This window comes from Corynebacterium testudinoris (assembly GCF_001021045.1).
GTDB classification, from domain to species: Bacteria; Actinomycetota; Actinomycetes; order Mycobacteriales; family Mycobacteriaceae; genus Corynebacterium; species Corynebacterium testudinoris.
Map to the genome: position 1 here is coordinate 1,280,620 of NZ_CP011545.1, position 21,718 is coordinate 1,302,337.

At 63.1% G+C, this 21,718-nt stretch carries 20 protein-coding genes and 1 tRNA gene; 17 read left to right on the forward strand and 4 right to left on the reverse strand.

What is annotated here, in order from left to right; all coding sequences use genetic code 11:
- The first annotated feature begins 14 nt into the window (after positions 1–14).
- Complete coding sequence (locus CTEST_RS06200; RefSeq protein ID WP_047253008.1) at positions 15–338, forward strand: hypothetical protein; 324 nt, start codon at positions 15–17, stop codon at positions 336–338.
- Positions 339–401: 63 nt separating this feature from the next.
- Here CTEST_RS06200 and CTEST_RS06205 read toward each other — a convergent pair whose 3' ends face one another.
- A complete protein-coding gene (locus CTEST_RS06205; protein ID WP_047253009.1) occupies positions 402–1,886 on the reverse strand; it encodes a peptide MFS transporter in 1,485 nt (494 codons plus the stop codon).
- A gap of 85 nt (positions 1,887–1,971) precedes the next feature.
- Here CTEST_RS06205 and CTEST_RS06210 point away from each other — a divergent pair, with 85 nt between their 5' ends.
- On the forward strand, positions 1,972–3,261 hold the full coding sequence (locus CTEST_RS06210) for an adenosylmethionine--8-amino-7-oxononanoate transaminase (RefSeq protein WP_047254264.1): 1,290 nt from the start codon (positions 1,972–1,974) through the stop codon (positions 3,259–3,261).
- Positions 3,258–3,932, forward strand: coding sequence for a dethiobiotin synthase (gene bioD / locus CTEST_RS06215; RefSeq protein ID WP_047253010.1), 675 nt, complete (start codon positions 3,258–3,260; stop codon positions 3,930–3,932). The genes CTEST_RS06210 and bioD overlap by 4 nt, the downstream gene beginning before the upstream one ends.
- A 3-nt stretch (positions 3,933–3,935) precedes the next feature.
- Here the strand turns inward: bioD and CTEST_RS06220 are convergent, their stop codons facing one another.
- A complete protein-coding gene (locus tag CTEST_RS06220) occupies positions 3,936–4,499 on the reverse strand; it encodes a GNAT family N-acetyltransferase (protein WP_047253011.1) in 564 nt (187 codons plus the stop codon).
- 149 nt (positions 4,500–4,648) lie between these two features.
- Between CTEST_RS06220 and CTEST_RS06225 the strand changes: the two genes are divergently transcribed.
- The 5 genes from CTEST_RS06225 (at position 4,649) to der (ending at position 9,054) form a co-directional block, all read left to right on the forward strand.
- Positions 4,649–5,263 carry a sulfurtransferase gene (locus CTEST_RS06225; RefSeq protein WP_052844316.1) on the forward strand — a complete coding sequence of 205 codons (615 nt, stop codon included), beginning with the start codon at positions 4,649–4,651 and terminating at the stop codon, positions 5,261–5,263.
- The gene (gene scpB / locus CTEST_RS06230; protein ID WP_047253012.1) at positions 5,260–5,811 is read left to right on the forward strand and encodes an SMC-Scp complex subunit ScpB; all 552 of its coding nucleotides are present in this window, start codon (positions 5,260–5,262) and stop codon (positions 5,809–5,811) included. Before CTEST_RS06225 ends, scpB begins: the two co-directional genes overlap by 4 nt.
- Before the next feature lie 62 nt (positions 5,812–5,873).
- Positions 5,874–6,815 carry a pseudouridine synthase gene (locus CTEST_RS06235; protein ID WP_047253013.1) on the forward strand — a complete coding sequence of 314 codons (942 nt, stop codon included), beginning with the start codon at positions 5,874–5,876 and terminating at the stop codon, positions 6,813–6,815.
- Between the two features lie 11 nt (positions 6,816–6,826).
- Positions 6,827–7,507, forward strand: coding sequence for a (d)CMP kinase (cmk, locus tag CTEST_RS06240; RefSeq protein WP_201774837.1), 681 nt, complete (start codon positions 6,827–6,829; stop codon positions 7,505–7,507).
- Complete coding sequence (gene der, locus CTEST_RS06245) at positions 7,504–9,054, forward strand: ribosome biogenesis GTPase Der (RefSeq protein WP_047253015.1); 1,551 nt, start codon at positions 7,504–7,506, stop codon at positions 9,052–9,054. Before cmk ends, der begins: the two co-directional genes overlap by 4 nt.
- Before the next feature lie 30 nt (positions 9,055–9,084).
- Here der and CTEST_RS06250 read toward each other — a convergent pair whose 3' ends face one another.
- Positions 9,085–9,867, reverse strand: a complete 783-nt coding sequence (locus tag CTEST_RS06250; RefSeq protein WP_047253016.1) for a class I SAM-dependent methyltransferase — start codon at positions 9,865–9,867, stop codon at positions 9,085–9,087.
- A gap of 35 nt (positions 9,868–9,902) precedes the next feature.
- Here CTEST_RS06250 and CTEST_RS06255 point away from each other — a divergent pair, with 35 nt between their 5' ends.
- The 9 genes from CTEST_RS06255 (at position 9,903) to CTEST_RS06300 (ending at position 21,201) form a co-directional block, all read left to right on the forward strand.
- Positions 9,903–11,369, forward strand: a complete 1,467-nt coding sequence (locus CTEST_RS06255) for an ABC transporter transmembrane domain-containing protein (protein ID WP_047253017.1) — start codon at positions 9,903–9,905, stop codon at positions 11,367–11,369.
- The gene (locus CTEST_RS06260; protein ID WP_047253018.1) at positions 11,366–13,123 is read left to right on the forward strand and encodes an ABC transporter ATP-binding protein; all 1,758 of its coding nucleotides are present in this window, start codon (positions 11,366–11,368) and stop codon (positions 13,121–13,123) included. Before CTEST_RS06255 ends, CTEST_RS06260 begins: the two co-directional genes overlap by 4 nt.
- A complete protein-coding gene (locus tag CTEST_RS06265) occupies positions 13,120–13,989 on the forward strand; it encodes an alpha/beta hydrolase family esterase (protein ID WP_052844317.1) in 870 nt (289 codons plus the stop codon). Before CTEST_RS06260 ends, CTEST_RS06265 begins: the two co-directional genes overlap by 4 nt.
- A 10-nt stretch (positions 13,990–13,999) precedes the next feature.
- Entirely contained in the window at positions 14,000–15,028 is a 1,029-nt protein-coding gene (locus CTEST_RS06270) for a diacylglycerol/lipid kinase family protein (RefSeq protein ID WP_047253019.1), read from the forward strand.
- 96 nt (positions 15,029–15,124) lie between these two features.
- Positions 15,125–16,129, forward strand: a complete 1,005-nt coding sequence (locus CTEST_RS06275) for an ABC transporter substrate-binding protein (protein ID WP_047253020.1) — start codon at positions 15,125–15,127, stop codon at positions 16,127–16,129.
- Entirely contained in the window at positions 16,126–17,037 is a 912-nt protein-coding gene (locus CTEST_RS06280; RefSeq protein WP_047253021.1) for an ABC transporter permease, read from the forward strand. Before CTEST_RS06275 ends, CTEST_RS06280 begins: the two co-directional genes overlap by 4 nt.
- 1 nt (position 17,038) lies before the next feature.
- A complete protein-coding gene (locus CTEST_RS06285; RefSeq protein ID WP_047253022.1) occupies positions 17,039–17,830 on the forward strand; it encodes an ABC transporter ATP-binding protein in 792 nt (263 codons plus the stop codon).
- 655 nt (positions 17,831–18,485) lie between these two features.
- A protein-coding gene (locus CTEST_RS06295) for an IS3 family transposase (protein ID WP_407919233.1) occupies positions 18,486–19,678 on the forward strand; the annotation gives its coding sequence in 2 pieces (ribosomal slippage) (positions 18,486–18,770 and positions 18,773–19,678; 1,191 coding nt in all).
- A 170-nt stretch (positions 19,679–19,848) separates the two neighbouring features.
- Positions 19,849–21,201 (forward strand): HNH endonuclease signature motif containing protein, encoded by a 1,353-nt coding sequence (locus CTEST_RS06300; protein ID WP_144413236.1) that lies wholly within the window; start codon positions 19,849–19,851, stop codon positions 21,199–21,201.
- A gap of 402 nt (positions 21,202–21,603) precedes the next feature.
- Here CTEST_RS06300 and CTEST_RS06305 read toward each other — a convergent pair.
- Positions 21,604–21,677 (reverse strand) — tRNA-Pro (locus CTEST_RS06305).
- Between the last annotated feature and the right edge of the window lie 41 nt (positions 21,678–21,718).

Sequence of the window (21,718 nt, forward strand, 5' to 3'; positions counted from 1 at the left end):
GGGAGGAGAGCGAAATGACCAGGTGGCTCAGTGGAATCGCGTCGATTCTCTTCGGAGGGTTTATCTACTTCATTACGCTCAATGAACTAGTACTGGCGATCATTCCTGCTCTTCTCCTCATGGCAGTGACTTTTGTTGGCGGGCAGCCATTCAAGGCATCCACCCGCGAAGAGCGGATGCCTTCCTGGGCACTTATTACCCTCTTCCTCCTGGCTGGACTTGGCTACCTCATGCCCGATCGGCTCACATATGCTCTACCCCTCGGGTGTGCTGCCGCGGCAGTCGCTTTCGTTCTCCTGAGCGTCCGGGGAAAGAACAGCATTCCCCAGGCAGGCTGAGGATCTAGCTAGGCACCACGGAGGATGCGACCATGCTGTCCAGGCCACCAGATCTAGCCCAACCTAGGCTGCGGTTTCTTCCGTAGTCCGCCGCAAGGCGCGGGCTGCAAAGAACACGCCCACCGCGATGGCAACGACGGTGCCGGTGACGCTGAGAAGGTAGGTGCGTTCGGCGACGGCGTTGCTTGGGTCGAAGAATCGGGACAGTGACCCGGCCAGGGAGGTTCCGATGGCCAAGGTGAGAAAGTAGAGCGCGGAGAAGCGAGTGGCAAAGGCGGCGGGCGCGTGGGCGCTGGTGGCCGCCATGCCGACGGGGCCGATGAGGAGCTCGCCCAAGGAGAAGAGCAGGATGCAGCCCGCGAGTGCGAGGAAGGGCGTGGATCCGGCGGCGCCGCCAGTAAAGGGGAGCAGGACGAGCATGCCCGCCCCGGCAATGAGGAGACCAGAGGCCATCGTGGTGGCGGAGTGCAGGCCGCGGCGGGTGCGCAGGCGTGCGAGCACCCACGCCAGGGGCAGGGCCAGGGTGAGGATGTACAGCGGGTTAAGCGACTGGGTCCATGCCGGTGGGATGTCAAAGCCGAGGAAGGTGCGGTTAAGTCTTTCGGCGGAGTAGACCGCAAACACGCCGTAGGTTTGGGCGAGCAGCGCCCAGTAGGTGGTGGAGGCGATGAACATCGGCAGGAAGGCGGCCACCCGGTGGCGTTCTTGGGTGCTCACGAGCGGCGAGCGGAACATCTGGATGAACAGGGCTACGGCGACGCTGACGGTGGCGATCAGTAAGACGGTGGCCAGGGTGGCAAAGCTGCGCATCCCCACGGCCAGCAGTGCCGCGGCGATGGCGATGACGGCCAGCGGCACGAGGAATCGTGCCGGTCCGAACAACGGATTGGGGACGGTGGTGATGGCGCTGCGGGCGGACTCGTTGAGTGAGGTCATCATGCGGGGGCGCAAGGAGAGGTAGATTGCCAGGCCCACCGCCATGAGGACTGCGGCGGCGCCGAATCCGTGGTGGTAGGAGTAGCGGGCGGCCAGCCAGCCGGTAAGCAGGGGGCCGAAGAAGGCGCCGACATTAATGCCCAGGTAGAAGAGCTGGAAGGCGACTCCGTGGCGGGCGCCGTTCGATGGGTAGACCCGGCCCAACACGGTGATGGCCGCCGTCTTGAGCAGCCCCGAACCCACGGCGATGGCGATGAGGCCGGGGGCTGTGCCCAGCCAGCCGGGGATGAGCGAGAGGCTGAGGTGGCCGAACATCAGCATTCCCGCCCCGAGGAGCAGGGTTCGTTCGGGGCCGAAGAGGCGATCGCCGACCCATCCGCCGCCGAAGGCACACAGGTAGAGGAGGGATCCGTAGGCGCCGACGAGGGCGGTGGCCTCCACTTTGTCCATCCCTAGGCCGCCGTCGGAGATCGTGGCGTAGAGGTAGTAGGCGAGGATGGCCTGCATTCCGTAGAAGCTGAAGCGCTCCCACATTTCGATGCTGACGACGGCCGGCATGGCCACGGGGTGGCGGTCAGCCGTCACCCCTGAACGTTGTTCAATTGCTGTCATGGGCAGCATCATGCCAGACGGGTGCATGCGTTAGGATCAAAGCCCTGCCTAAACTTGAACAATGTTCAACCTCTCGAAGGACGCTATGCCCCCCACGCTCAGTCTCGCCGATGTGCACAGGCTCGACGCCGCACACATCTGGCACCCCTACGCCCCAGCGGGCATCCCCACCCTGCCGGTCGAATCTGCCAGTGGAGTCACCCTCACGCTTGGCGACGGCCGTGAGGTCATCGATGCCATGAGCTCCTGGTGGGCAGTGGTGCACGGACACAGCCACCCGCGGCTGGTCGCCGCCGCTCAACGCCAGGCAGAGACCATGAGCCACGTCATGTTCGGCGGGCTCACCCACCGGCCGGCGGTGGAACTAGCCCAAGCCCTCGTGGAGGTCACTGACCCGAATCTGACCAAGGTCTTCTACTCGGACTCTGGGTCGGTGTCCGTGGAAGTGGCCATCAAGATGGCACTCCAATACCAGCGGGGGATTGGCCACCCGGAGCGCACCAAGCTTCTGACGTGGCGCGGCGGATACCACGGGGACACCTTCGCCGCGATGAGCGTGTGCGATCCCGAGGGTGGGATGCACGCCATGTGGGACGGCACTCTGGCCCGACAAGTATTCGCCCCCGCACCGCCGGCTCGGGGTGCCAGTGCGGACGTGATCGCGGAATACGTCGCTACGATGGATCAGCTCATCACCGCCGACATTGCCGCCCTCATCATCGAGCCGGTGGTCCAGGGCGCAGGTGGCATGCGCTTTCATGACGGCGCTCTTGTCGCGGAAGTGCGTGAGTTGTGTGAGCGCCGAGGGATCCTCTTCATCGCTGACGAAATCGCCAGCGGATGGGGAAGGACCGGAGCACTGTTTGCCACCGAGGGACTCCACCCGGACATCCTCTGCGTCGGCAAGGCGCTGACGGGTGGATTCATGACCTTGGCGGCCACCCTCACCAGCCTGAAGGTCTCCGATGCCATTGATAGTCCGGCCGGCGGCGGAGCGCTCATGCACGGCCCGACCTTCATGGCCAACCCGTTGGCCTGTGCCGTGGCCACGGAATCGGTGCGGATGCTGCAGGAAGGCCACTGGCGCACCCAGGTGCCCATGATTGAAGCTGCACTCCAGGAAGGTCTCGAGCCTCTCCGGCACTGCGACGGCGTCGCCGATGTCCGGGTCCTGGGTGCCATCGGTGTCGTGGAGATGACCGAACCGGTTGACATGCACCGAACCACCAGCGCCGCCCTTGACCACGGCGTGTGGATCAGACCATTTGGCCGATTGATTTACGTCATGCCGCCCTACATCTGCACACCGGGCGAACTCGCCACCATCTGCGCCGCTGTCACAGCTGCAGTGGCACCAGGGAAGGAAGCACAATGAGCATCATCTTCGTGACGGGAACCGGCACCGATGTCGGCAAGACCATCGCCACGGCGGCACTCGCCGTCCGTATCGCGGCCGACGGCCACCGGGTCATCCCCGTCAAGCCCGTGCAAACGGGCATCGGGGACGCTGCGGACCGGGGAGATATCGGGGTCGTCGAAAAGCTCACTGGCTTGTCAGGAGAGGAATTCCACCGCTACCCGGAGCCGCTCGCCCCCAACCTCGCGGCCCGTCGGGCTCACCTGCCGGCACCGGATCTGGACGCCATAGCGGCCCGCATTCGCGACCTGGACGCGCCCGGCACCGTCGTGCTCGTCGAGGGAGCCGGCGGACTGCTCGTTCAGCTTAACGATGACCAAACCTGCGCAGATTTGGCCCAGCGTCTCGGCGCGGATGTGGTGGTGGTGACCACGCTGGGGTTGGGTTCACTCAACGCCGCAGCGCTCACCGTGGAGGCCGCCAAGGCGAGGGGCCTTAACGTTATTGGCCTCATCGGCGGATCACTGCCTGCCCAGCCAGACCTGGCAACTGAGCTCAATCTCGCGGAGCTGCCCGTGGTGACGGGGACACCGCTGTGGGGAACGCTTCCCGCCGGGCTGGGTCAGGCCACTGACTTCGCAGAAACAGCCCGCCGGAATCTACCGACGGGCTGTTGGACGGGGGAGTAGGAACTAGGGTCGTGCCTTGAGGAACTCCAGGATCTCAACGGGCAGCTCGCGGTCAGAGTAGATGCGCACATCGGGCTCATCCGGGTTGCCCTCGGTGCCCACTCGGCGACCCTCCCACACGGGACGCAGGCCCAGCTTTTCCAGCACGCGCTCGGAAGATGGGTGGTTGGTGGTGATGCGCGCGGTCACCGGGGTGTCCGGATCGAGGCGCTTGGCCAGGCGCAAGGCTGCCTCGGAGACTTCGGTGGCGTAGCCATTGCCCCACTTGTCGGGGCGGAAGCGGTACTTCAGGTCCCATACGCGCCCATCGACGAGTTCTAGGCCGCCAACGCCAATGAACTCCGACGGCTGATCGCGCAGGTAGACGCCCCATGGGCCCAAGTCTTTCGCTGCCCACGACGCTTGAGTGCGGCCGATGAGAACATGGGTCTCGCGGACGTCCTCGTGGCGGGCTTGGGGGCGGTGGGCCCAGATGCGCTTGTCGCTATATACCTTGTATGCCTCAGCGTCATGCTCCGAGGTCAGCGGCATCAAGATCAAGCGGTCGGTGCGGGTGATCGTACTCATACCGGCATGTTACACACATCACTAATTGTTGTGAAGGTGATTTGCACGAAAAACTTTAACGACTTCACATGCCGTTGATCACACCTTCACTTGGTGGTCATTCGTGCAGGTGACAGCACCCGGAAGGGTTTAGTTTTAGACTAGGCGGCATGTCTTTACTCATTGACGCTGGAGAGCTCGACACGCAGGGGCCCTCGGTCGTCCTGTGCGCCTCCATGGGCCCCACGTCACCCACCTCGGGCATCCCCGGATCGTTCCTCGCCGACCTGGAGGCCGATTTCTCTGATCAGGCCAGCCCGCTTCCGCACACCGCGCGGGCTGACCTTCCGGCACTGTTCGATTCCTACGGCATCAGCGATGACACTCCAGTCGTGATCTATGACCAGCAGGCCGGGGCCACAGCACCCCGCGTGTGGTGGCTCGCGCGCGCGGCAGGGCTCACCAATGTGCGCGTTCTCGATGGCCCGTGGACCGGGGAAACCGCACCCTTTGCCCGTCCCTCCCACCGCGGCACCATCACGGGACCTCCCCATCCTGGATTGCTTATCGACGCCGCGATGGTCACCGCCAGCCCCCGCCTCGTCGTCGATGCCCGCTCCGCGGGGCAGCGAGAAGACCTGACGTTTTCTTGTGGTTCCGGGGTGACTGCCTGCGTGGATGCCTTTGCCGCCGCTCTCGCCGGTTACGATGACCTAGCTGTTTATGAGGAGTCGTGGTCCGAGTGGGGCCGTCCTGACAGTGGACGGGAGGTGGCTACGTCATGAGCCTGCCAATGATTGGGCAGCTGCGCTCGCGCCTGGAATCCATCCTCCTCGTCATCGATTCCCCGGCGACCGATACCGTCTTGGCCCGAGTCCTCGACGTCGACGCGGACACGGTCGTGTCCTTGCTCACCGAGATCGCCACGGAATTTAATGAACGCGGATCCGGCTTCGACCTGAGGGAAACCGCCGAGGGCTGGCGGCTGTACACCCGCACCGACAATGCCCCTGCGGTGGAGCAGTTCCTCCTGGACGGCTCGCAAACCCGGCTATCGCGCGCCGCCCTGGAAACCCTCGCTGTCATTGCCTACCGGCAGCCGGCCACGCGCTCGCAGATCTCCGGTGTGCGCGGTGTCAACGTCGATGGTGTCATGCGCACCCTGCACCTGCGTGGTCTGATCAAGGAGGTCGATATCGAGCCCTCCACCGGCGCGCACCGCTACGCCACGACCGAACTTTTCCTCGAGCTGCTCGGCATCGACTCCCTCGAGCGCCTGCCCGACTTGGCGCCGTTGCTGCCTGATGTGGACTCCATCGATGAGGAGTTCTAGCCCCACTTCGGGTAGGGTGGGGCAGGATTTAGACCTAAAACTACAGATAGGACACGATCTACGTGACTCCACCCGCTCGCCGCGACGGCACACCGGACAAGGACCAGCAGCCTAAGAAGCTGCGGGCATCCGAGATTCCGCTGTCCAACGCGCGCCCCGCCCGCCGCCAAAACGTCAACTCTGATCAGCGCCGCAAGGAAGCCGCCACCGCCGATTCCGTGGCCCGCAGCCTCGGCGCCGACTGGCTCGTCGATGATCAGCCCGTCTCCGATGAACGCATCCGCCTGCAAAAAGTCCTGGCCCAAGCCGGGGTCGCCTCACGCCGCCACGCCGAGGTCCTTATTGATAAGGGCCGAGTCGAAGTCAACGGCAAGATTGTCAAGACCCAAGGAACCCGAGTCAACCCGAACGTCGACGTTATCCGCGTCGATGGCGTGCGTATCAACGTCAATGAAAACCACGAGTACTTCCTGCTGAACAAGCCGCGCGGGATGCAGTCCACCATGTCCGATGACATGGGTCGGCCGTGCGTCGGCGACATTGTCGCGGAGAAGACAGTCTCCGGTCAGCGGCTTTTCCACGTCGGCCGCCTCGACGCCGACACCGAAGGCCTGCTGCTGCTGACCAACGATGGTGAGCTGGCTAACCGCCTCATGCACCCGAAGCACGAGGTCCGCAAGACCTACCTGGCTACCGTGCTCGGAGAGTCCGACAAGCGCCTCGTCCACCGCCTGCAAAAGGGCATCGAGCTCGACGATGGTCCCGCGAAGGCCGACTTTGTGCAGATCGTGGATACCCACATGGGCCAGTCGCTCATCCGCATCGAGCTGCATGAGGGCCGCAAGCACATCGTCCGTCGCATGCTCAAGGAAGCCGGTTTCCCGGTGCAGCGCCTAGTGCGTACCAAGCTGCACACGGTCCAACTCGGTGAGCAAAAGCCCGGCACGATCCGCGCGCTCAATGATTCCGAGCTGACCTCGCTGTACAAGGCGGTCGAGCTGTGACCTTGTCCAACATGCCCGATGGGGGTTTGCTGCTCGCCGTCGATGGCCCGTCCGGAACGGGCAAGTCGACGACGTGTCGCCGTCTAGCCACCGAGCTGGAGGCGAAGTATGTGGATACCGGAGCGATGTATCGCGTGGCCACCCTCGCGGTTCTCCGCGCCGGAGTCGATCCCGCTGACTCCGATCGAGTCATTGAGGTGACCGCTGACCTGCCGTTATCCGTCAACGACGACCCGGATTCCACCGAAGTGCTGCTGGCCGGGGAGGACGTCTCCGCCGAGATCCGTGGCTCGGAAGTGACCCGCAATGTCTCCGCCGTGTCGGCCATCCCGCAGGTTCGGGACAACCTGGTGGCACTGCAGCGTCGATTAGCAACCCAGGCGCATCGCGCCATCGTCGAAGGCCGCGACATCGGCACCGTCGTGCTTGTCGACGCCCCCGTCAAGGTCTTCCTCACCGCCTCCGCCGAGGTTCGTGCCCGGCGTCGCTTCGACCAAGATGTCGCGGCCGGCCGCGAGGCAGACTTTGACACCGTGCTCGCCGACGTTGAGCGTCGCGACGAGTTAGATTCCAACCGTGCAACCTCCCCGCTTCGCCCGGCGGAGGATGCCATCATCGTCGACACCTCGGAGCTCAGCTTCACCCAGGTGCTCGACACCCTCATGACACTGGTGGAGGAGAGCGCCCGATGAGCACCAACGACTACGACAACGAAGAAGACACCCAGTTCGTTTTCCACACCCCCGGTGGCGGAGAAATGGACGCCGAGGGCGTGTTCATCGATGAGGAAGAGCTCGCCCCCGGCGACGGCTGGGCCCCAGCCGAGTTCGACGCCGAGGACTTCAACTTCGAAGAGATGACCGAGGAACAGTGGGCAGCACTTGAGGCCCGCATGGGCTTCGAAAACCCCGAGCACCTCGAAGAAGAACTGTGCACCGTCGCCATCGTCGGCCGGCCCAACGTGGGCAAGTCGACCCTGGTTAACCGCTTCCTCGGCCGCCGCGAAGCCGTCGTGGAGGATTTCCCCGGCGTCACCCGCGACCGCATCAAGTACCTCGCCGATTGGAACGGACGCCGCTACTGGGTCCAGGACACCGGCGGCTGGGACCCCAACGTCAAGGGCATTCACGGCGCGATCGCCCGCCAGGCCGAAATCGCCATGGAATCCGCTGACGTCATCGTCATGGTGGTGGACACCAAGGTCGGCATCACCGAAACCGATGCCGTCATGGCCCGCAACCTGCAAAAAGCCGATGTCCCCGTCATCCTCGTGGCCAACAAGTTTGATTCCGACTCGATGTACGCCGACATGGCCGAGTTCTACGCCCTTGGGCTTGGCGATCCCTGGCCCGTGTCCGCCCTCCACGGCCGCGGCGGCGCCGACGTGCTCGACGAGGTGCTGGAGAAGTTCCCCGAGGTCCCCCGCGACAAGTCCATCGTCGAAGGCCCACGCCGCGTCGCCCTCGTGGGCAAGCCGAACGTGGGCAAGTCCTCTCTGCTGAACAAGCTGGCTAGGGAAGAGCGCTCAGTCGTGGACAACGTCGCCGGCACCACCGTCGACCCCGTCGATTCCTTCGTCCAGCTCGACGAACACCTATGGAAATTCGTCGACACCGCCGGACTGCGCAAAAAGGTAAAAACAGCCCAGGGCCACGAGTACTACGCCTCCCTGCGCACCCGCGCGGCTATCGACGCCGCCGAGGTCTGCGTCCTGCTCATCGATTCCTCCGAGCCCGTCTCGGAGCAGGACCAACGCGTCATCACCATGATCCTCGAGTCCGGCAAAGCCATGGTCATCGCCTTTAACAAGTGGGACCTCATGGACGAGGACCGCCGCTACGAGCTCGATCGGGAAATCGATCTCCAGCTCGCCCACCTGCCTTGGGTCACCCGCGTCAACATCTCCGCCAAGACGGGCCGCGCCCTCCAGCGCCTCGAACCCGCCATGTTGGAAGCCCTGGAGAACTGGGACAAGCGCATCTCCACCGGCCAGCTCAATACCTGGCTGCGCGAGGCGATTGCTGCTAACCCGCCGCCGATGAAAAACGGCCGCCTGCCGCGCGTCCTCTTTGCCACCCAAGCCTCGACCCGGCCGCCCGTGATCGTCTTGTTCACCACCGGCTTCCTCGATGCGGGCTACCGCCGCTACCTGGAGCGCAAGTTCCGTGAGCGTTTCGGCTTCCACGGCACGCCGGTACGGATTGCGGTCCGTGTGCGCGAGCGTCGCCAGCGGAAGTAGGGGTGCGCCCCGGGCTGGCGGGGAGTGTTGTCACGCGGCGGCGCGCTCGAGCACGAAGGCGTCCGTCCGATAGGGGATAGCCACCAGCTGGCCCGGGTGGTACTCCAGGCGATCAAAGAGATACCAGCGCAGATTCTCCGTCATCCGCGCCCGGACCTTCTCGTTGGAGCGCAGCCAGTACGAGCGGGAGGCCATGAGGTCGAACAGCTGCTCTACCCGCAAGTGCTGGATCCACCCGGTGCGCAACTCCTCGGTGATCTCCCACGGGGAGTGGACCTCGGGGAGGAAACCTGGGCGCTGAATATCTCCCGAGTGCATAATCCGAGCTAGTCGCAGGATCCACGGGTGGGAAACGTCGAGGTTGTTCCACGCCAACACGACCCGACCGCCCGGCCTGACGATGCGGTCCAGCTCCGCGCAGGCTGCGGCGGAATCGACCCAGTGCCAGGTTTGGGCGCAGGTCACGGCATCAATCGAGACACCGAGCGATGTAGCTTCCGCGGTCGCCCGCCACACGGGGATGGCCAAACGGGCAAGCACCCGCACCATGTCTTCACTGGGGTCGAGGGCTAACACCTCGTGCCCTCCTGCGATGAGATCGGCGGTGAGCTTGCCGGTGCCGGCGCCAAGGTCGAGGACCCGGTGGTAATCGGCAACCAGAGCAGAGACCTCCGGCGGATAGCCGGGGCGGACCGCATCGTAGGTGTCGGCGCCACGTCGAAAAGCAGAGGCCGACAAGTGGCGGTGAGCGCTATCGAGAAAGGTCGGCGCATCCTTGGTAGAGGCGGGGCGAAAGGCGGGTGAGCTGGTCATCGTAGCTCAACCTTAGTCGTCTAAGATGGCTACCCATGACACGACGACTCCCGGCGGCCAATGATCCACACTGGTTGCCGCGGACGGTGCTGTCACGCTGGCAGTGGACTGTTCCGGCGGGCATATGCGTCGCAATTGGCTTCCTCAGCAATGGTCTCTCGCCGCTCATCATCGGCAAGGCCATCGATGAGGCCATCGCGGAATTAGATGCCCAGCGACTGTTCCTGTGGCTGGGAACATTGGCCGCCGTATTTGTCGTCGGCATGATCGCCAACTGGTTCGGACGCGCCCTGATGAACCGAGCGATCCTCGTGATTGGCCATGACCTGCGAATGGAGGTCACCGACCGCATCCAGGATCCGCGCGGCATGGGCGGACCCCGGCGTCGCACGGCCGGTGAGCTGCTGTCGATTGCTTCCTCAGATACTCAGCGGATAGCTGATGCCGTGTTCATGACGGTGTTCCCGGTGGCGGAGCTGGCCTCGATTCTCTACGTCGGCATCGTCATGCTCACCATCTCCGTGCCCCTCGGGGTAGCGGTGTTCATCGGCGGGCCGCTGCTCGTGTGGATCGCCTTGTGGGCCGCCAAGCCGCTGCGCAAGCGTTCCGCCCGTCGCCAGGCGGCGTTGGCGCGGGCGGCCGCCGCTGCGACTGATGTCGTCCAAGGCTTGCGCATCCTCAAGGGCCTTGGGGCAGTGACCACCGTTCATGGTCGCTACCAGGGGATTTCGGATGATGCCTATGATCGCACCGTGGACGCCAACGCGGCCGAGGCGCGGCTGGACGCGATCACCGATACAGCGGGCTTCATGTACATCATCAGCATCGCGGTCGCTGCCGCCTGGTTGGCCATCGGCGGCCAGATTTCCATCGGAGACCTCATCACCGCCATTGGTCTCACGCAGTTCATCATCACTCCGATGACGATGCTGGGCAAGAACATCGCCTCTCGATGGGCTGCAGCTCAAGCCTCGGGCGCGCGCGTCCAGGAAGTACTGTGCGCGCCTTACGCACTCGCAGAAGAGCGGACCTCGGTGGCGGCACTTCCCCCAGGGTTGACGGTGGTCACTGATCACGCACCCGACGACATCATCCTTGCCCCGCGGGATCGGGTCATCGTCGCTCCCCACACGGCGGACCTGTTCGACGGCAGCGTCCTCGACAACATTCACCCCGACCGTGCCACGGCGCTGGCGGCGCTACATTGCGCCTCGGCCGAGGACATCCCCGGAGGCCCAGAGCGGGAGGTGGGGGAGAATGGAAGGAATCTCTCGGGTGGGCAGCGTCAGCGAGTCGCTCTCGCCCGGGCGATTGCCGCCGATCCAGAAGTCCTCGTTCTGGAGGACCCGACGACGGCCGTTGACTCCGTCACGCAGGCCGCCATCTCACAGCGGGTAGCGGAACGGCGGGGTACTCGTCCCACAATTGTATTTACAAATGCGCCCGCGTGGAAGGCCGTCGCCGAACGCGTCCTCGAATCCTCCGCCGAGGTGAAGCTATGAGCACGCAGTTGCGTTTCCCGTTGGCCAACCTCAACGAGGTCCGGCGCGAGGTGGGTCGCCAGATCGCGCGTGTTCCCGGCGCGCGCGTGCGGGCCTTCTATGCGCTCGTGTTGCTCAGCCTCGGCGCGGCCGCGACGGTCGCAGTGCCATGGTTGCTTGGCCGTATGGTCGACATCGTTATCGGCGGCGGCACCGGCCTCGTCAGAGTCACCGTCTACCTAGTTCTGGCGGCAATCGCGGGGGCTTTTTTCAGTGCGGCGGGTTTTTACGTCGTGTCCAAGCTGAGCGAACGGGTTATCGCCCATTTGCGTGAGGACATGGTGGGCACGGCGCTGAGCCTGCCGGTGCACCGCGTCGAGGATGCGGGAACTGGCGACCTCGTGTCGCGTTCGACTGATGATGTCGCCGTGTTGTCCTCCGCGGTGACGGAAACTGTTCCCATCCTCAGCAGCTCGTTGTTCGTCATCGCTGCTACCGCTGTCGCGTTGGTGTCACTGAACTGGCAGTTCCTCATCATCCTCGTGGTGGTGGCTCCGCTCTATTACGTGGCGTCCCGCCGCTATCTGGCGGTGGCTCCTGGCCGGTTTGCCGCCGAGCGTGCGTCGATGGCCGATCGTGCCCGCAAGCTCCTGGAGGCCATCCACGGTCGGGATACTGTTCGCGCCTACCGCATGGAAGCGGACATGCACGAAAGGATCCGCGTCACTTCTCAAGCGGTGGTGGATAACGGTTACGCCGCCCGCATGACCATGATCGTCTTGCAAGTGTGGATGTCCATTGGTGAATTCCTCATCTTGGCCGGTGGTCTGCTCGTGGGCTATCACGTGGTCAACCAGGGGATTTTGTCGGTGGGTGAGGTCACTTCGGCGATGCTCATGCTCATTCGCCTGCGCGGGCCGCTGATGATGACGATGCGGGTGCTCGATACCGTGCAGTCCGGCTACGCCTCCCTGTCCCGCATCGTCGGAGTTGTCATCGACCCACCAGCGCCCGTGCCTGATTCCGGTGCGGCAGCCCCGGTCGGTGAGGTCCTCATGGAGGATGTCAGCTTTGCCTATGACGATGGCGGGTGGGCCGTCAAGGACGTTTCCCTGAGCATTCGTCCTGGCGAGACTCTCGCTCTGGTGGGTGCCTCTGGCGCCGGTAAGACCACGGTTGCCGCTCTGGTCGCGGGGCTGCGGGTCCCCGACGAAGGCACCGTCACCGTCGATGGGGTCGCCGTGTCCGAGCTTTCCGACGCCGAGCGGGTCGCCCGCCTGGCGATGATCTCCCAGGATGTTCACGTTTTCTCCGGCACTCTGCGCGAGGATCTCACGCTGGCCAAACCGGATGCCACCGACGCCGAGCTCACGGCAGCCCTCGGGCGGGTCCACGCTGAGTGGTTCGACTCCCTTGTCGATGGCTTAGATACCGAGGTCGGAGCGCGGGGGCACCAGCTCGAGCCGGTCGCCGCGCAGCAATTGGCGCTGGCACGGATTCTGTTGCTCGACCCCAAGGTCGTGGTCATGGACGAGGCCACCGCCGAGGCCGGATCGGCCAGCGCCGGAGAACTAGAGGCCGCCGCCGAGGAGGTCACTCGGGATCGGGCTGCCTTGGTCATCGCCCACCGACTTGATCAGGCAGCCCGCGCCGATAGGATCGCTGTTATGGATGAGGGCCGCATTGTCGAGGAAGGCACCCACTCCGAGCTCGTCTCACGCGGCGGCCGCTACACCGACCTGTGGGCGGCCTGGTCGAAGGGACGCGAATCGTGAGGCGCGTCGCCGTCCTCCTCGCGGCCCTGTGCGTGATGGTGACCGGTTGCACCATCGGAGATGCCTCACGCATTATCGCCGCTGAACCGTCGGCTCCCGCTACCACGGCTGCCCCCTTGGCCCAGGAGGTCAATGCCGGGTCGATTGACCGGGTGATTACGAACTCGGAAGGAAAGAAGCGCTCCTACCTCATTTCCACGCCACCCGGGTACGACAGCACCCGGGCCTGGCCCGTCATTCTCGCATTCCACGGCTGGGGCCAAGATGCGCAAAACATGAGAGACGTGACGCAGCTGGATAAGGCTCGGGCGATCGTCGTGTTTGCCGATGGCGTGGACAAAGCTTGGGCGCCCGCCCCCTACGCCAAGACCTCCAGCACAGAGGACCTCGGCTTCGTGCGGACCATCCTCGGCGAGGTGGACAAGCGATTCACTGTCGATCATCGGCGAATTTTCGCCGCTGGTTTCTCCAACGGTGGGGGATTTGCCGCCTTCCTTTCCTGCCAAATGCCCGACACCATCACCGCCGTCGCTCCAGTGGGAGCCGCGTATTACACGGCGATTATGAAAGATTGTTCGCACACCCCCGTCGCCTGGCTCGATATTCATGGAACTCACGATCAGACCATCAACTATTACGGAGGCCGCCGCCACGGGACGGACTACGAGGCGGTGCCCGAGGTGCTCAGTGAGGTGGCTAAACGCAACGGCTGCGATGAGTCCGTCATCGTCCGTCGCAGCACGAATGAGATTGAGCAGCATTGGCAGGGATGCGAGATGCCGTTGAGCCACCTGCGCGTGGGCGGGGGTGAACACGTCTGGCCGCAAGGAGCTACCGCCGAGGTCCGTTCCTTCTTCGGTGTGTAGCTTGGCGCTTATGAGTACTCCTGTGCCGAAGCAACGCGCCGCCGTCGTTTACCATCCTGCGAAGGTTGAGCTCGATGAGCTGAAAGCTGCGGTAGGGGCGGCCGTCGATAAGCATGGGTGGGGAGAGGTGGACTGGTACGAGACCACCGAAGACGATCCGGGCGAGGGGCAGGCCCGCGACGCCGTTGCGGCGGGCGCGACGATGGTCGCGGTGTGCGGCGGGGATGGGACCGTGCGGGCCGCGGCGGCGGGGCTGCGGGACACCGGGGCGTCGTTAGGCGTCATTCCGCAGGGGACTGGCAACCTGTTGGCGCGCAACTTGAAGCTGCCGCTGGATATGGATGAGGCCATCGATACGGTTTTCGGGGGCCGAGATACCGCGATTGACCTGTGCAGCGCCGAGGTCACCAGGGCGGATGGGTCGAACGAGACTTTTGATTTCGTCGTGATGGCCGGGGTGGGAATTGATGCGCAGATGATCGTCAATACCGACGATGACCTGAAGAAAAAGGTCGGTTTCCTCGCCTACGGGGTGGCTATTGCCAAGTCCCTGGCGGGCGGCAACCGAATTCGATTGGCCTATCGCCTTGACGGTGATGGGCGTGAGAAAACCCGAGTGCATTCCCTCATCGTGGGAAACTGTGGGGAACTGGTGGGCGGTCTGCCGTTGCTGCCCGATGCTCAGGCCACTGATGGGATCTTCGATCTGGTGATCATCCGGCCGACCGGAGTGTTCGGCTGGGCCCGCATTGCCGGCAAGCTCATCCACCAGGCGGGCGAGAAAATCCGACGCGGCCTCAGCCGCAACGACAGCCCTGTCACCGGCGGATCCCAGGACCTCAGTTCCCTGCGCTACCTCACCGGAACCCACCTTGAGGTTTCCGTCAAGCACCCCGAGATGTTCGAGGTCGATGGCGACGACATCGGCGAAGTAACAGCCTTCACAATCAGCATCGATCCCGGTGGCCTCGTCGTGCGCGAACCTTCGCCACCGCCGATGGAAGAACCTGGGGAGATGAGCGTGCGCGGGGGGAGCTAAGCGGGGGCGCAGTACCGTGTGACGGGTGCGCAAAGTAGATTGATGTGCGTATTAGATCACTACTTTGTTGGAAATCTGACTGTGAAGGACTACCGCATGTTCTCCTCCCGCACTTCCCGGGCGCTGGCCGGCATCACTGCCGCCGTGGCCCTCACCCTCACCGCTTGCTCCTCCGGCTCGGGCAGCTCTTCCTCCGACGCCTCGGGCTCCGACAATGCTGGCGGGGAGTCCTACTCCATCGGCATTAACCAGCTCGTGCAGCACCCCGCGCTCGACGCCGCGACTGCCGGCTTTAAGGAGGCCTTCGACGAGGCTGGTGTTGACGTCACATTCGACGAGCAGAACGCCAACGGCGAGCAGTCCACCGCGTTGACCATCGCGCAGCAGTTCGCCAACTCCAACAAGGACCTCGTGCTGGCGGTTGCTACGCCGGCCGCTCAGGCAACTGCCCAGAACATCACCACCCTTCCCGTGCTGTTCACCGCGGTGACCGATGCTGAGTCCGCCGATCTCGTGGAGTCCAACGACGCCCCGGGTGGAAACGTCACCGGCACCTCCGATGCTGCGCCGATCGACGCCCAGCTGGAGTTGCTCAAGCAGCTCGTTCCCGATGCCAAGTCCGTGGGCATCGTCTACGCCTCGGGCGAGGTCAACTCCCAGGTCCAGGTCGACGCCGTCAAGGAGGCCTCTGGCCCGTTCGACCTGGAGGTCAAGACCCAGACCGTCACCACGGTCAATGAGATCCAGCAGGCAGTGGAGGCACTGGGCGACGTCGACGCGATCTACGTTCCCACCGACAACATGGTTGTCTCCGGCATCGCTTCCCTCATCCAGATCGCTGAGCAGAAGCAGATCCCGGTCATCGGTGCGGAAGCTGGCACCGTGGAGGGTGGCGCCGTAGCCACCTTGGGTATTGATTACCGCGAGCTCGGCCGCCAGACCGGCGAGATGGCCCTGCGCATCCTGCAGGATGGCGCTGACCCGGCCACCATGCCCGTGGAGACCGCCACCGAGTTCTCCTACATCATCAACGAGGATGCCGCTACCCGCCAGGGTGTCACCATTCCCGCCGAGATCCTCAGCGAGGCCGAAACCGTATGATCGGCGCGGTCGAAGTCGGCCTAATTTATGGGGTCATGGCACTCGGCGTCTTCCTGACGTTCCGTGTGCTTAACTTCCCCGACCTGACGGTCGACGGCAGCTTTACGACGGGCGCGGCCACCGCCGCCGTCGGTATCCTCAACGGTTGGCATCCCGCCCTCGCTACGCTCGCCGGTTTTGGCACCGGCTTCATTGCCGGTGGCGTCACCGGCTTGCTGCACACCAAGGGACGCATCGACGGCCTGCTGGCTGGCATCCTCACCATGATCGCCCTGTGGTCCATCAACCTGCGGATCATGGGCAGCGCCAACATCCCCCTGTTGCGCCAAGAGACGTTATTCACCCCGCTGCGTGAGGCCGGACTGCTCAACACCTGGGGTGGCATCGGGGGACTGGCAGTGATCATGGCGGTGCTCGGCGCGCTCGTTGTCGGTTTCTTGAAGACCGACCTCGGGCTGTCGCTGCGCGCCACCGGCGACAACGGCCAAATGATCACCTCTTTCGGTGTCTCCACCGACTTCACCAAGACCCTCACCCTCGCATTGTCCAACGGCTTTGTCGGCATGTGCGGCGCGCTCATTGCCCAGTACCAAGGCTTCTCCGACATCTCCATGGGCATTGGCCTCATCCTCGTCGGCCTCGCATCCGTCATCATGGGCCAGGCGATCTTCGGCCAGCGCAACCTCTGGCTCGCCGTCTACGCCGTCATCGTCGGTGCCGTGATCTACCGCCTCATCATCTTCGCCGCGCTCCAGGTTGGCCTCAACCCCAACGACATGAAGCTCATTACGGCCTTACTGGTGATCGTGGCGCTGCTCCTCCCACGGTTCAAAGCGATGGTCAGCGGGAAGCCCAAGTCCCGAGCCGTCCGCGCGCCCGAGCCCGCCCTGGCAGCGAAGGGAGCCTGACATGCTGCAAGTCAACGGAATTACCAAGACCTTCTTCCCGGGCACCGTCAACGAACGGGTCGCGCTGAACGATTTGTCTCTACAACTCGACGAGGGCGACTTTGTCACCGTCATCGGCTCCAACGGCGCAGGCAAGTCAACCCTGCTCAACGCCGTCGCCGGACGGCTCTTCGTCGACTCTGGCGACGTCATCATCGACGGCAAGCGAGTCAACAAACTCCCCGAATACAAGCGCGCCCGCTACGTCGGCCGCGTTTTTCAGGACCCGCTAGCCGGCACCGCTCCGAACCTCACCATCGAAGAGAATCTTTCCCTCGCATGGCTGCGCGGGAAGAGCCGTGGCCTCGGGCTCAGCCTCACTGCAAAACGACGCGCCGAGTTCATCGACCACCTCGCCTCCCTCGAACTGGGCCTCGAGGACCGCCTCAGTGCCAAAGTGGGCCTCCTCTCTGGCGGCCAACGCCAGGCACTGTCCCTCCTCATGGCCGGGTTTACCAACCCGCGCATCATGCTTCTCGACGAGCACACCGCAGCCCTCGACCCCCAACGCGCCGACCTGGTCACCGCCCTGACCGAACGCATCGTCGCCGAGGGAAACCTCACTACCCTCATGGTTACCCACAACATGGAACAGGCCCTGCGACTAGGTAACCGCCTGATCATGATGCACGAAGGCCAGATCGTCTACGAAGCCAGCGCCGAGCACAAGGCCAAGCTCACCGTTCGCGACCTCCTCCAAGAATTTGCCAACATCAAGGGAGCGACGCTCTCTGATAAGGCCTTCCTGGGCTAGCCGAGGATTTGTAAGCGCACCCGTCACTCACATGGGCAGCATCAGGCTTCCGAACCTTGGAGGCCGGCTCCGATTTAGCGCGCGTGAAGAAGTTCTCCGCAGACACTGCTAGGCGCGGGCAATGAGGAGCGGGTGTGTATTGCAGGACGACGCGAGCACGACGACTTGCGAAAGGTTCGAAGAGTGGAAGCGGGCGTACGTTTAGTCAAAGATGGTCGGCTGGGACTTTTCAGCACTTGACGCGCGTCTACGCGCTGACGAGCCCTAGTGGGATTTCGAAGAGGATTGCCGATCTGCGAGCACCAAGGCCCACACGATCCTCGACCTGGGCACAGTAGGCGGTGAGCGGTTGCGGGCTTTGCTCGCCGACGGCAATTGTCCGGCAAGAAAGACAATCACTACGAGGGTCGTCGATCTCCTCAGGTATGACTCGGAGAGTGACCGGCGAATGCCGTTCGAAGACGACAGTCTCGACCTATTCATCTACATCGGTCTAGTCCCTTGGGATACGCCGCGATTCTCAGTTGAAGAGCAGGAGGCGCGGCTGATCGCGCTCGATGCAGTGCGGCCAATCAAGGTAACCCAGGGGTCTGCTGCACGATCAGGTGACAACCGAGCAGCCTAATCAGATGGTTGGGCTGGAAGGATGTACACCGTGACCAAGCCCTATCCCAAAGAGTTCCGCGATGACGTTGTCCGTGTCGCACGGAATCGTGAGCCCGGTGTCGAGCTCTCCCAGATCGCCAAGGACTTCGGGGTCCACTTCACTACCCTGTACTCGTGGCTGAAGAAGGCTGACCTCGAGGACGGTGAAGTGTTGGGCTCGACTCAGGTTCAGTCGGCTGAACTGCGCGACGCCAAGAAGAGGATCCGTCTCTTGGAGCAGGAGAACGAGGTCCTCCGCCGTGCCGCGGCGTATCTCTCGCAGGCCAATCTGCCGGGAAAATGATGTACCCGCTCGTTCGTGAGTTGGCCGTGGACGGTGTCCCCGTCACGGTGACGTGTCGGGTGCTCAATCTTGCTCGCCAGCCCTACTACCGGTGGCTGGCGGACCCGATCACCGATGCAGAGCTGAATGAGGCTTACCGTGCCAATGCCTTGTTCGACGCCCACCGGGATGATCCCGAGTTCGGCTACCGCTATTTGGTGGATGAGGCCCGCGATCTCGGTCAACCGATGGCAGCGCGCACTGCGTGGCGGATCTGCTCAGACAACCGCTGGTGGTCGGTGTTCGGGAAGAAACGCGGCAAGAACGGTAAGAAGCCCGGTCCACCGGTCCACGATGACCTCTGCGCCGTCACCGATGAGGAGGGCAGAACCCGGCACGAGTTCAAGGCCGATGGCGCGAACGAATTGTGGATCGGCGATATCACCGAGCACTGGACCAATGAGGGCAAGCTCTACCTCTGTGCGTTCAAGGATGTCTACTCCAACCGGATCGTGGGGTACTCGATCGATTCGCGGATGAAGTCCCGCCTAGCCGTGGCTGCCCTCAACAACGCGGTCGCCCGCCGCGGCGACGTGGCCGGCTGCGTGGTCCACACCGACCGCGGGTCTCAGTTCCGTAGCCGGAAATTCGTGCGCGCTCTGGGCATTCACGACATGACCGGATCCATGGGCCGCGTCGGTGCGTGCGGGGACAACGCAGCCATGGAGAGCTTCTTCGCACTCCTGCAGAAGAACGTCCTCGACCGCCGCGCATGGGCCAGCCGAGAAGAGCTCCGGATCGCCATCGTTACCTGGATCGAGAGGACCTACCACCGACGCCGCAGACAGGACCGCCTAGGCCGCTTGACCCCGATCGAGTTCGAGACAATCATGACCACACCAGCCGATCAGGCTGCGTGACTAACCACTGTCACCTGATCGTGCAGCAGACCCCAGCGGCGCAGGTTTCCGTCCCCATGACGGCAGTAGAGAATTTCTCGGAAAGTTGCCTCTACCCCTTGCTTGGATCGATGATGTGTTCTAACATTGAGGTTAGAACACGCAAGCGAAGGGTAGGGGGGTGAACGCACGTGAGTATTGAGATTGTCTACTCAGGAAAGCCACGAGCGCTTTCTCTCGACACCAGCATGTCACTGGTGGAGGCGCACCTTAAAGAGATACTTGCCCGCCCCCAGCACTACTACGCTGTTAGTTCACCTGATGATCCTGTTGCTCGTCGGGGAACACAGATGCGCCAAGAAGACCACGAGCTGTGGCAATCAGTCCTGCCCGGTGATGATGAGGACATCGACATGGTGCTTGCTCGGTTGCGGCGTTCGTTGGGGCGTGGGGATCAGTTCCTGATGTCTTCGATCAGTGCTCACCATCGCCTCAACGAACTGCCACAGTTAAAGGCAGTCCAAGAGCAGCACTTCCATCTTGACCTCCCACGGCTGAAGGTCATTGATAGTGTCCTGTGCAAAGCAGACACGACTGTGTTAGAGCACCTCGATCTCATTGATACTGAACTAGCAGAGTTTTTGACTCCCACCCGGGCGAATCAGATTCTGCCGACGGCAGGCAAGATCAAAAACCGTCTGAACGCGATCATCACGATGCTTGATGATTCGATCTCTGCTGAGGATCCCGCACCACCACCGGTTGATAGTGTCTCAATAGCCTTCCAGGATGGCCGGGGTCTGTTGCATGCTGATCTTGATGGGATCACCGCCCAAGAGATAGACCTCCGGGTCCGCAGGTATGCGATTATTCATGGGGTTAGCCAGGCGGAGGCACTCGTAGCGTTGATTAGGGGGGAGGGGGCAACGAATGTCACCCTTAACCTGTATCGGGCGTCGGATATCCCGACGGCGCCGGGGTGGGTGTCTGGGGTGGGGTATCTGACGCTTAAGCAGACTGAGGATCTGCTGAACCGGGTGGATGCGGAGATTGATCTTGATGCGATCGCCCAAAAGGTTTCGTCTGCGTATGCGACCCCGGCTGATATTCGTTGCCTGGTGGTTGGTCTGGATGGGTCGTGTGCGGTGGGTGGGTGTGATACTCCGGCTCATCGGGCGCAGATGGATCATCGGGTGAATCATGCTGATGGTGGGCCCACGACGGCAGCAAACCTTGCGCCGTTGTGTGTGAAGCATCATGGGATGAAAACTGACCGGCGGGTGACTTATGTGTTGGATCCGGTGACGAGGCGGAAGTATTTTCTGTTTGATGATGGGTCGTGGGCGGAGTCCGAAGGAGACGGCCCACTAGCTCCTAGTGAGCGGCGGTGGATGCAGACGGTGTCCCAACGCATCAGCAAGCGCAGGGCGAGGATTCGGTCGGAGTCTCAGGCTCAGAGGAGAGAGCAAGGCGAACCGGAGAAACCACCACCACCTAGCGAGCGTTCTAATTGCTCTGAGTGGGGACGTCCTTTTGATAGTTGACCGCCGAGGCGGCTACTAGCGCTGCACGCCATCAGCAGCAAGACTTCCACGCTGGCGGGGCAGTGCTATTCCATAGCCAATGCTTCCCGGACTCCGATTCATTTTGAAGTTCACCTATTGATGGCTATTTAGATCCAGATAGTCACCGGAAAGCTGCCTCCGAATGACGAGGAGGGCAACCTACCCCCGTGGTGTACTTTGTCTGAAGTTCGCAGTCAGGAGAAGCCGGGATGGGCAAGTGCGGATTCCGTGCCATATACGTGCCATAAGTGGCGCCCGCAGCGCAGCAGGCGGCTGATGATGCCGTGGGCACGTTGTAACGTTAAAAACGCCCTGAGGAGCGAAAACAACCGAATAATAAAACAGGCCAGAGCCTGTTTATATGCTCTGACCTGCTGTTTGTCGGACTGACAGGATTTGAACCTGCGACCCCTACACCCCCAGTGTAGTGCGCTACCAAACTGCGCCACAGTCCGCCGTTGCAGCATTTTGCAACTCGTTTAGGTTACAACAGTGT

Excerpts from the sequence above, each read along its gene's own strand:
- CTEST_RS06205 (WP_047253009.1), bottom strand. The coding sequence starts at position 1,886 with ATGACAGCAATTGAACAACGTTCAGGGGTGACGGCTGACCGCCACCCC.
- CTEST_RS06285 (WP_047253022.1), top strand. The coding sequence starts at position 17,039 with ATGCTGCAAGTCAACGGAATTACCAAGACCTTCTTCCCGGGCACCGTC.
- der (WP_047253015.1), top strand. The coding sequence starts at position 7,504 with ATGAGCACCAACGACTACGACAACGAAGAAGACACCCAGTTCGTTTTC.
- CTEST_RS06250 (WP_047253016.1), bottom strand. The coding sequence starts at position 9,867 with ATGACCAGCTCACCCGCCTTTCGCCCCGCCTCTACCAAGGATGCGCCG.
- CTEST_RS06260 (WP_047253018.1), top strand. The coding sequence starts at position 11,366 with ATGAGCACGCAGTTGCGTTTCCCGTTGGCCAACCTCAACGAGGTCCGG.
- CTEST_RS06270 (WP_047253019.1), top strand. The coding sequence starts at position 14,000 with ATGAGTACTCCTGTGCCGAAGCAACGCGCCGCCGTCGTTTACCATCCT.
- scpB (WP_047253012.1), top strand. The coding sequence starts at position 5,260 with ATGAGCCTGCCAATGATTGGGCAGCTGCGCTCGCGCCTGGAATCCATC.
- CTEST_RS06275 (WP_047253020.1), top strand. The coding sequence starts at position 15,125 with ATGTTCTCCTCCCGCACTTCCCGGGCGCTGGCCGGCATCACTGCCGCC.
- CTEST_RS06255 (WP_047253017.1), top strand. The coding sequence starts at position 9,903 with ATGACACGACGACTCCCGGCGGCCAATGATCCACACTGGTTGCCGCGG.
- CTEST_RS06200 (WP_047253008.1), top strand. The coding sequence starts at position 15 with ATGACCAGGTGGCTCAGTGGAATCGCGTCGATTCTCTTCGGAGGGTTT.
- bioD (WP_047253010.1), top strand. The coding sequence starts at position 3,258 with ATGAGCATCATCTTCGTGACGGGAACCGGCACCGATGTCGGCAAGACC.
- CTEST_RS06280 (WP_047253021.1), top strand. The coding sequence starts at position 16,126 with ATGATCGGCGCGGTCGAAGTCGGCCTAATTTATGGGGTCATGGCACTC.
- CTEST_RS06210 (WP_047254264.1), top strand. The coding sequence starts at position 1,972 with ATGCCCCCCACGCTCAGTCTCGCCGATGTGCACAGGCTCGACGCCGCA.
- cmk (WP_201774837.1), top strand. The coding sequence starts at position 6,827 with ATGCCCGATGGGGGTTTGCTGCTCGCCGTCGATGGCCCGTCCGGAACG.
- CTEST_RS06225 (WP_052844316.1), top strand. The coding sequence starts at position 4,649 with ATGTCTTTACTCATTGACGCTGGAGAGCTCGACACGCAGGGGCCCTCG.
- CTEST_RS06220 (WP_047253011.1), bottom strand. The coding sequence starts at position 4,499 with ATGAGTACGATCACCCGCACCGACCGCTTGATCTTGATGCCGCTGACC.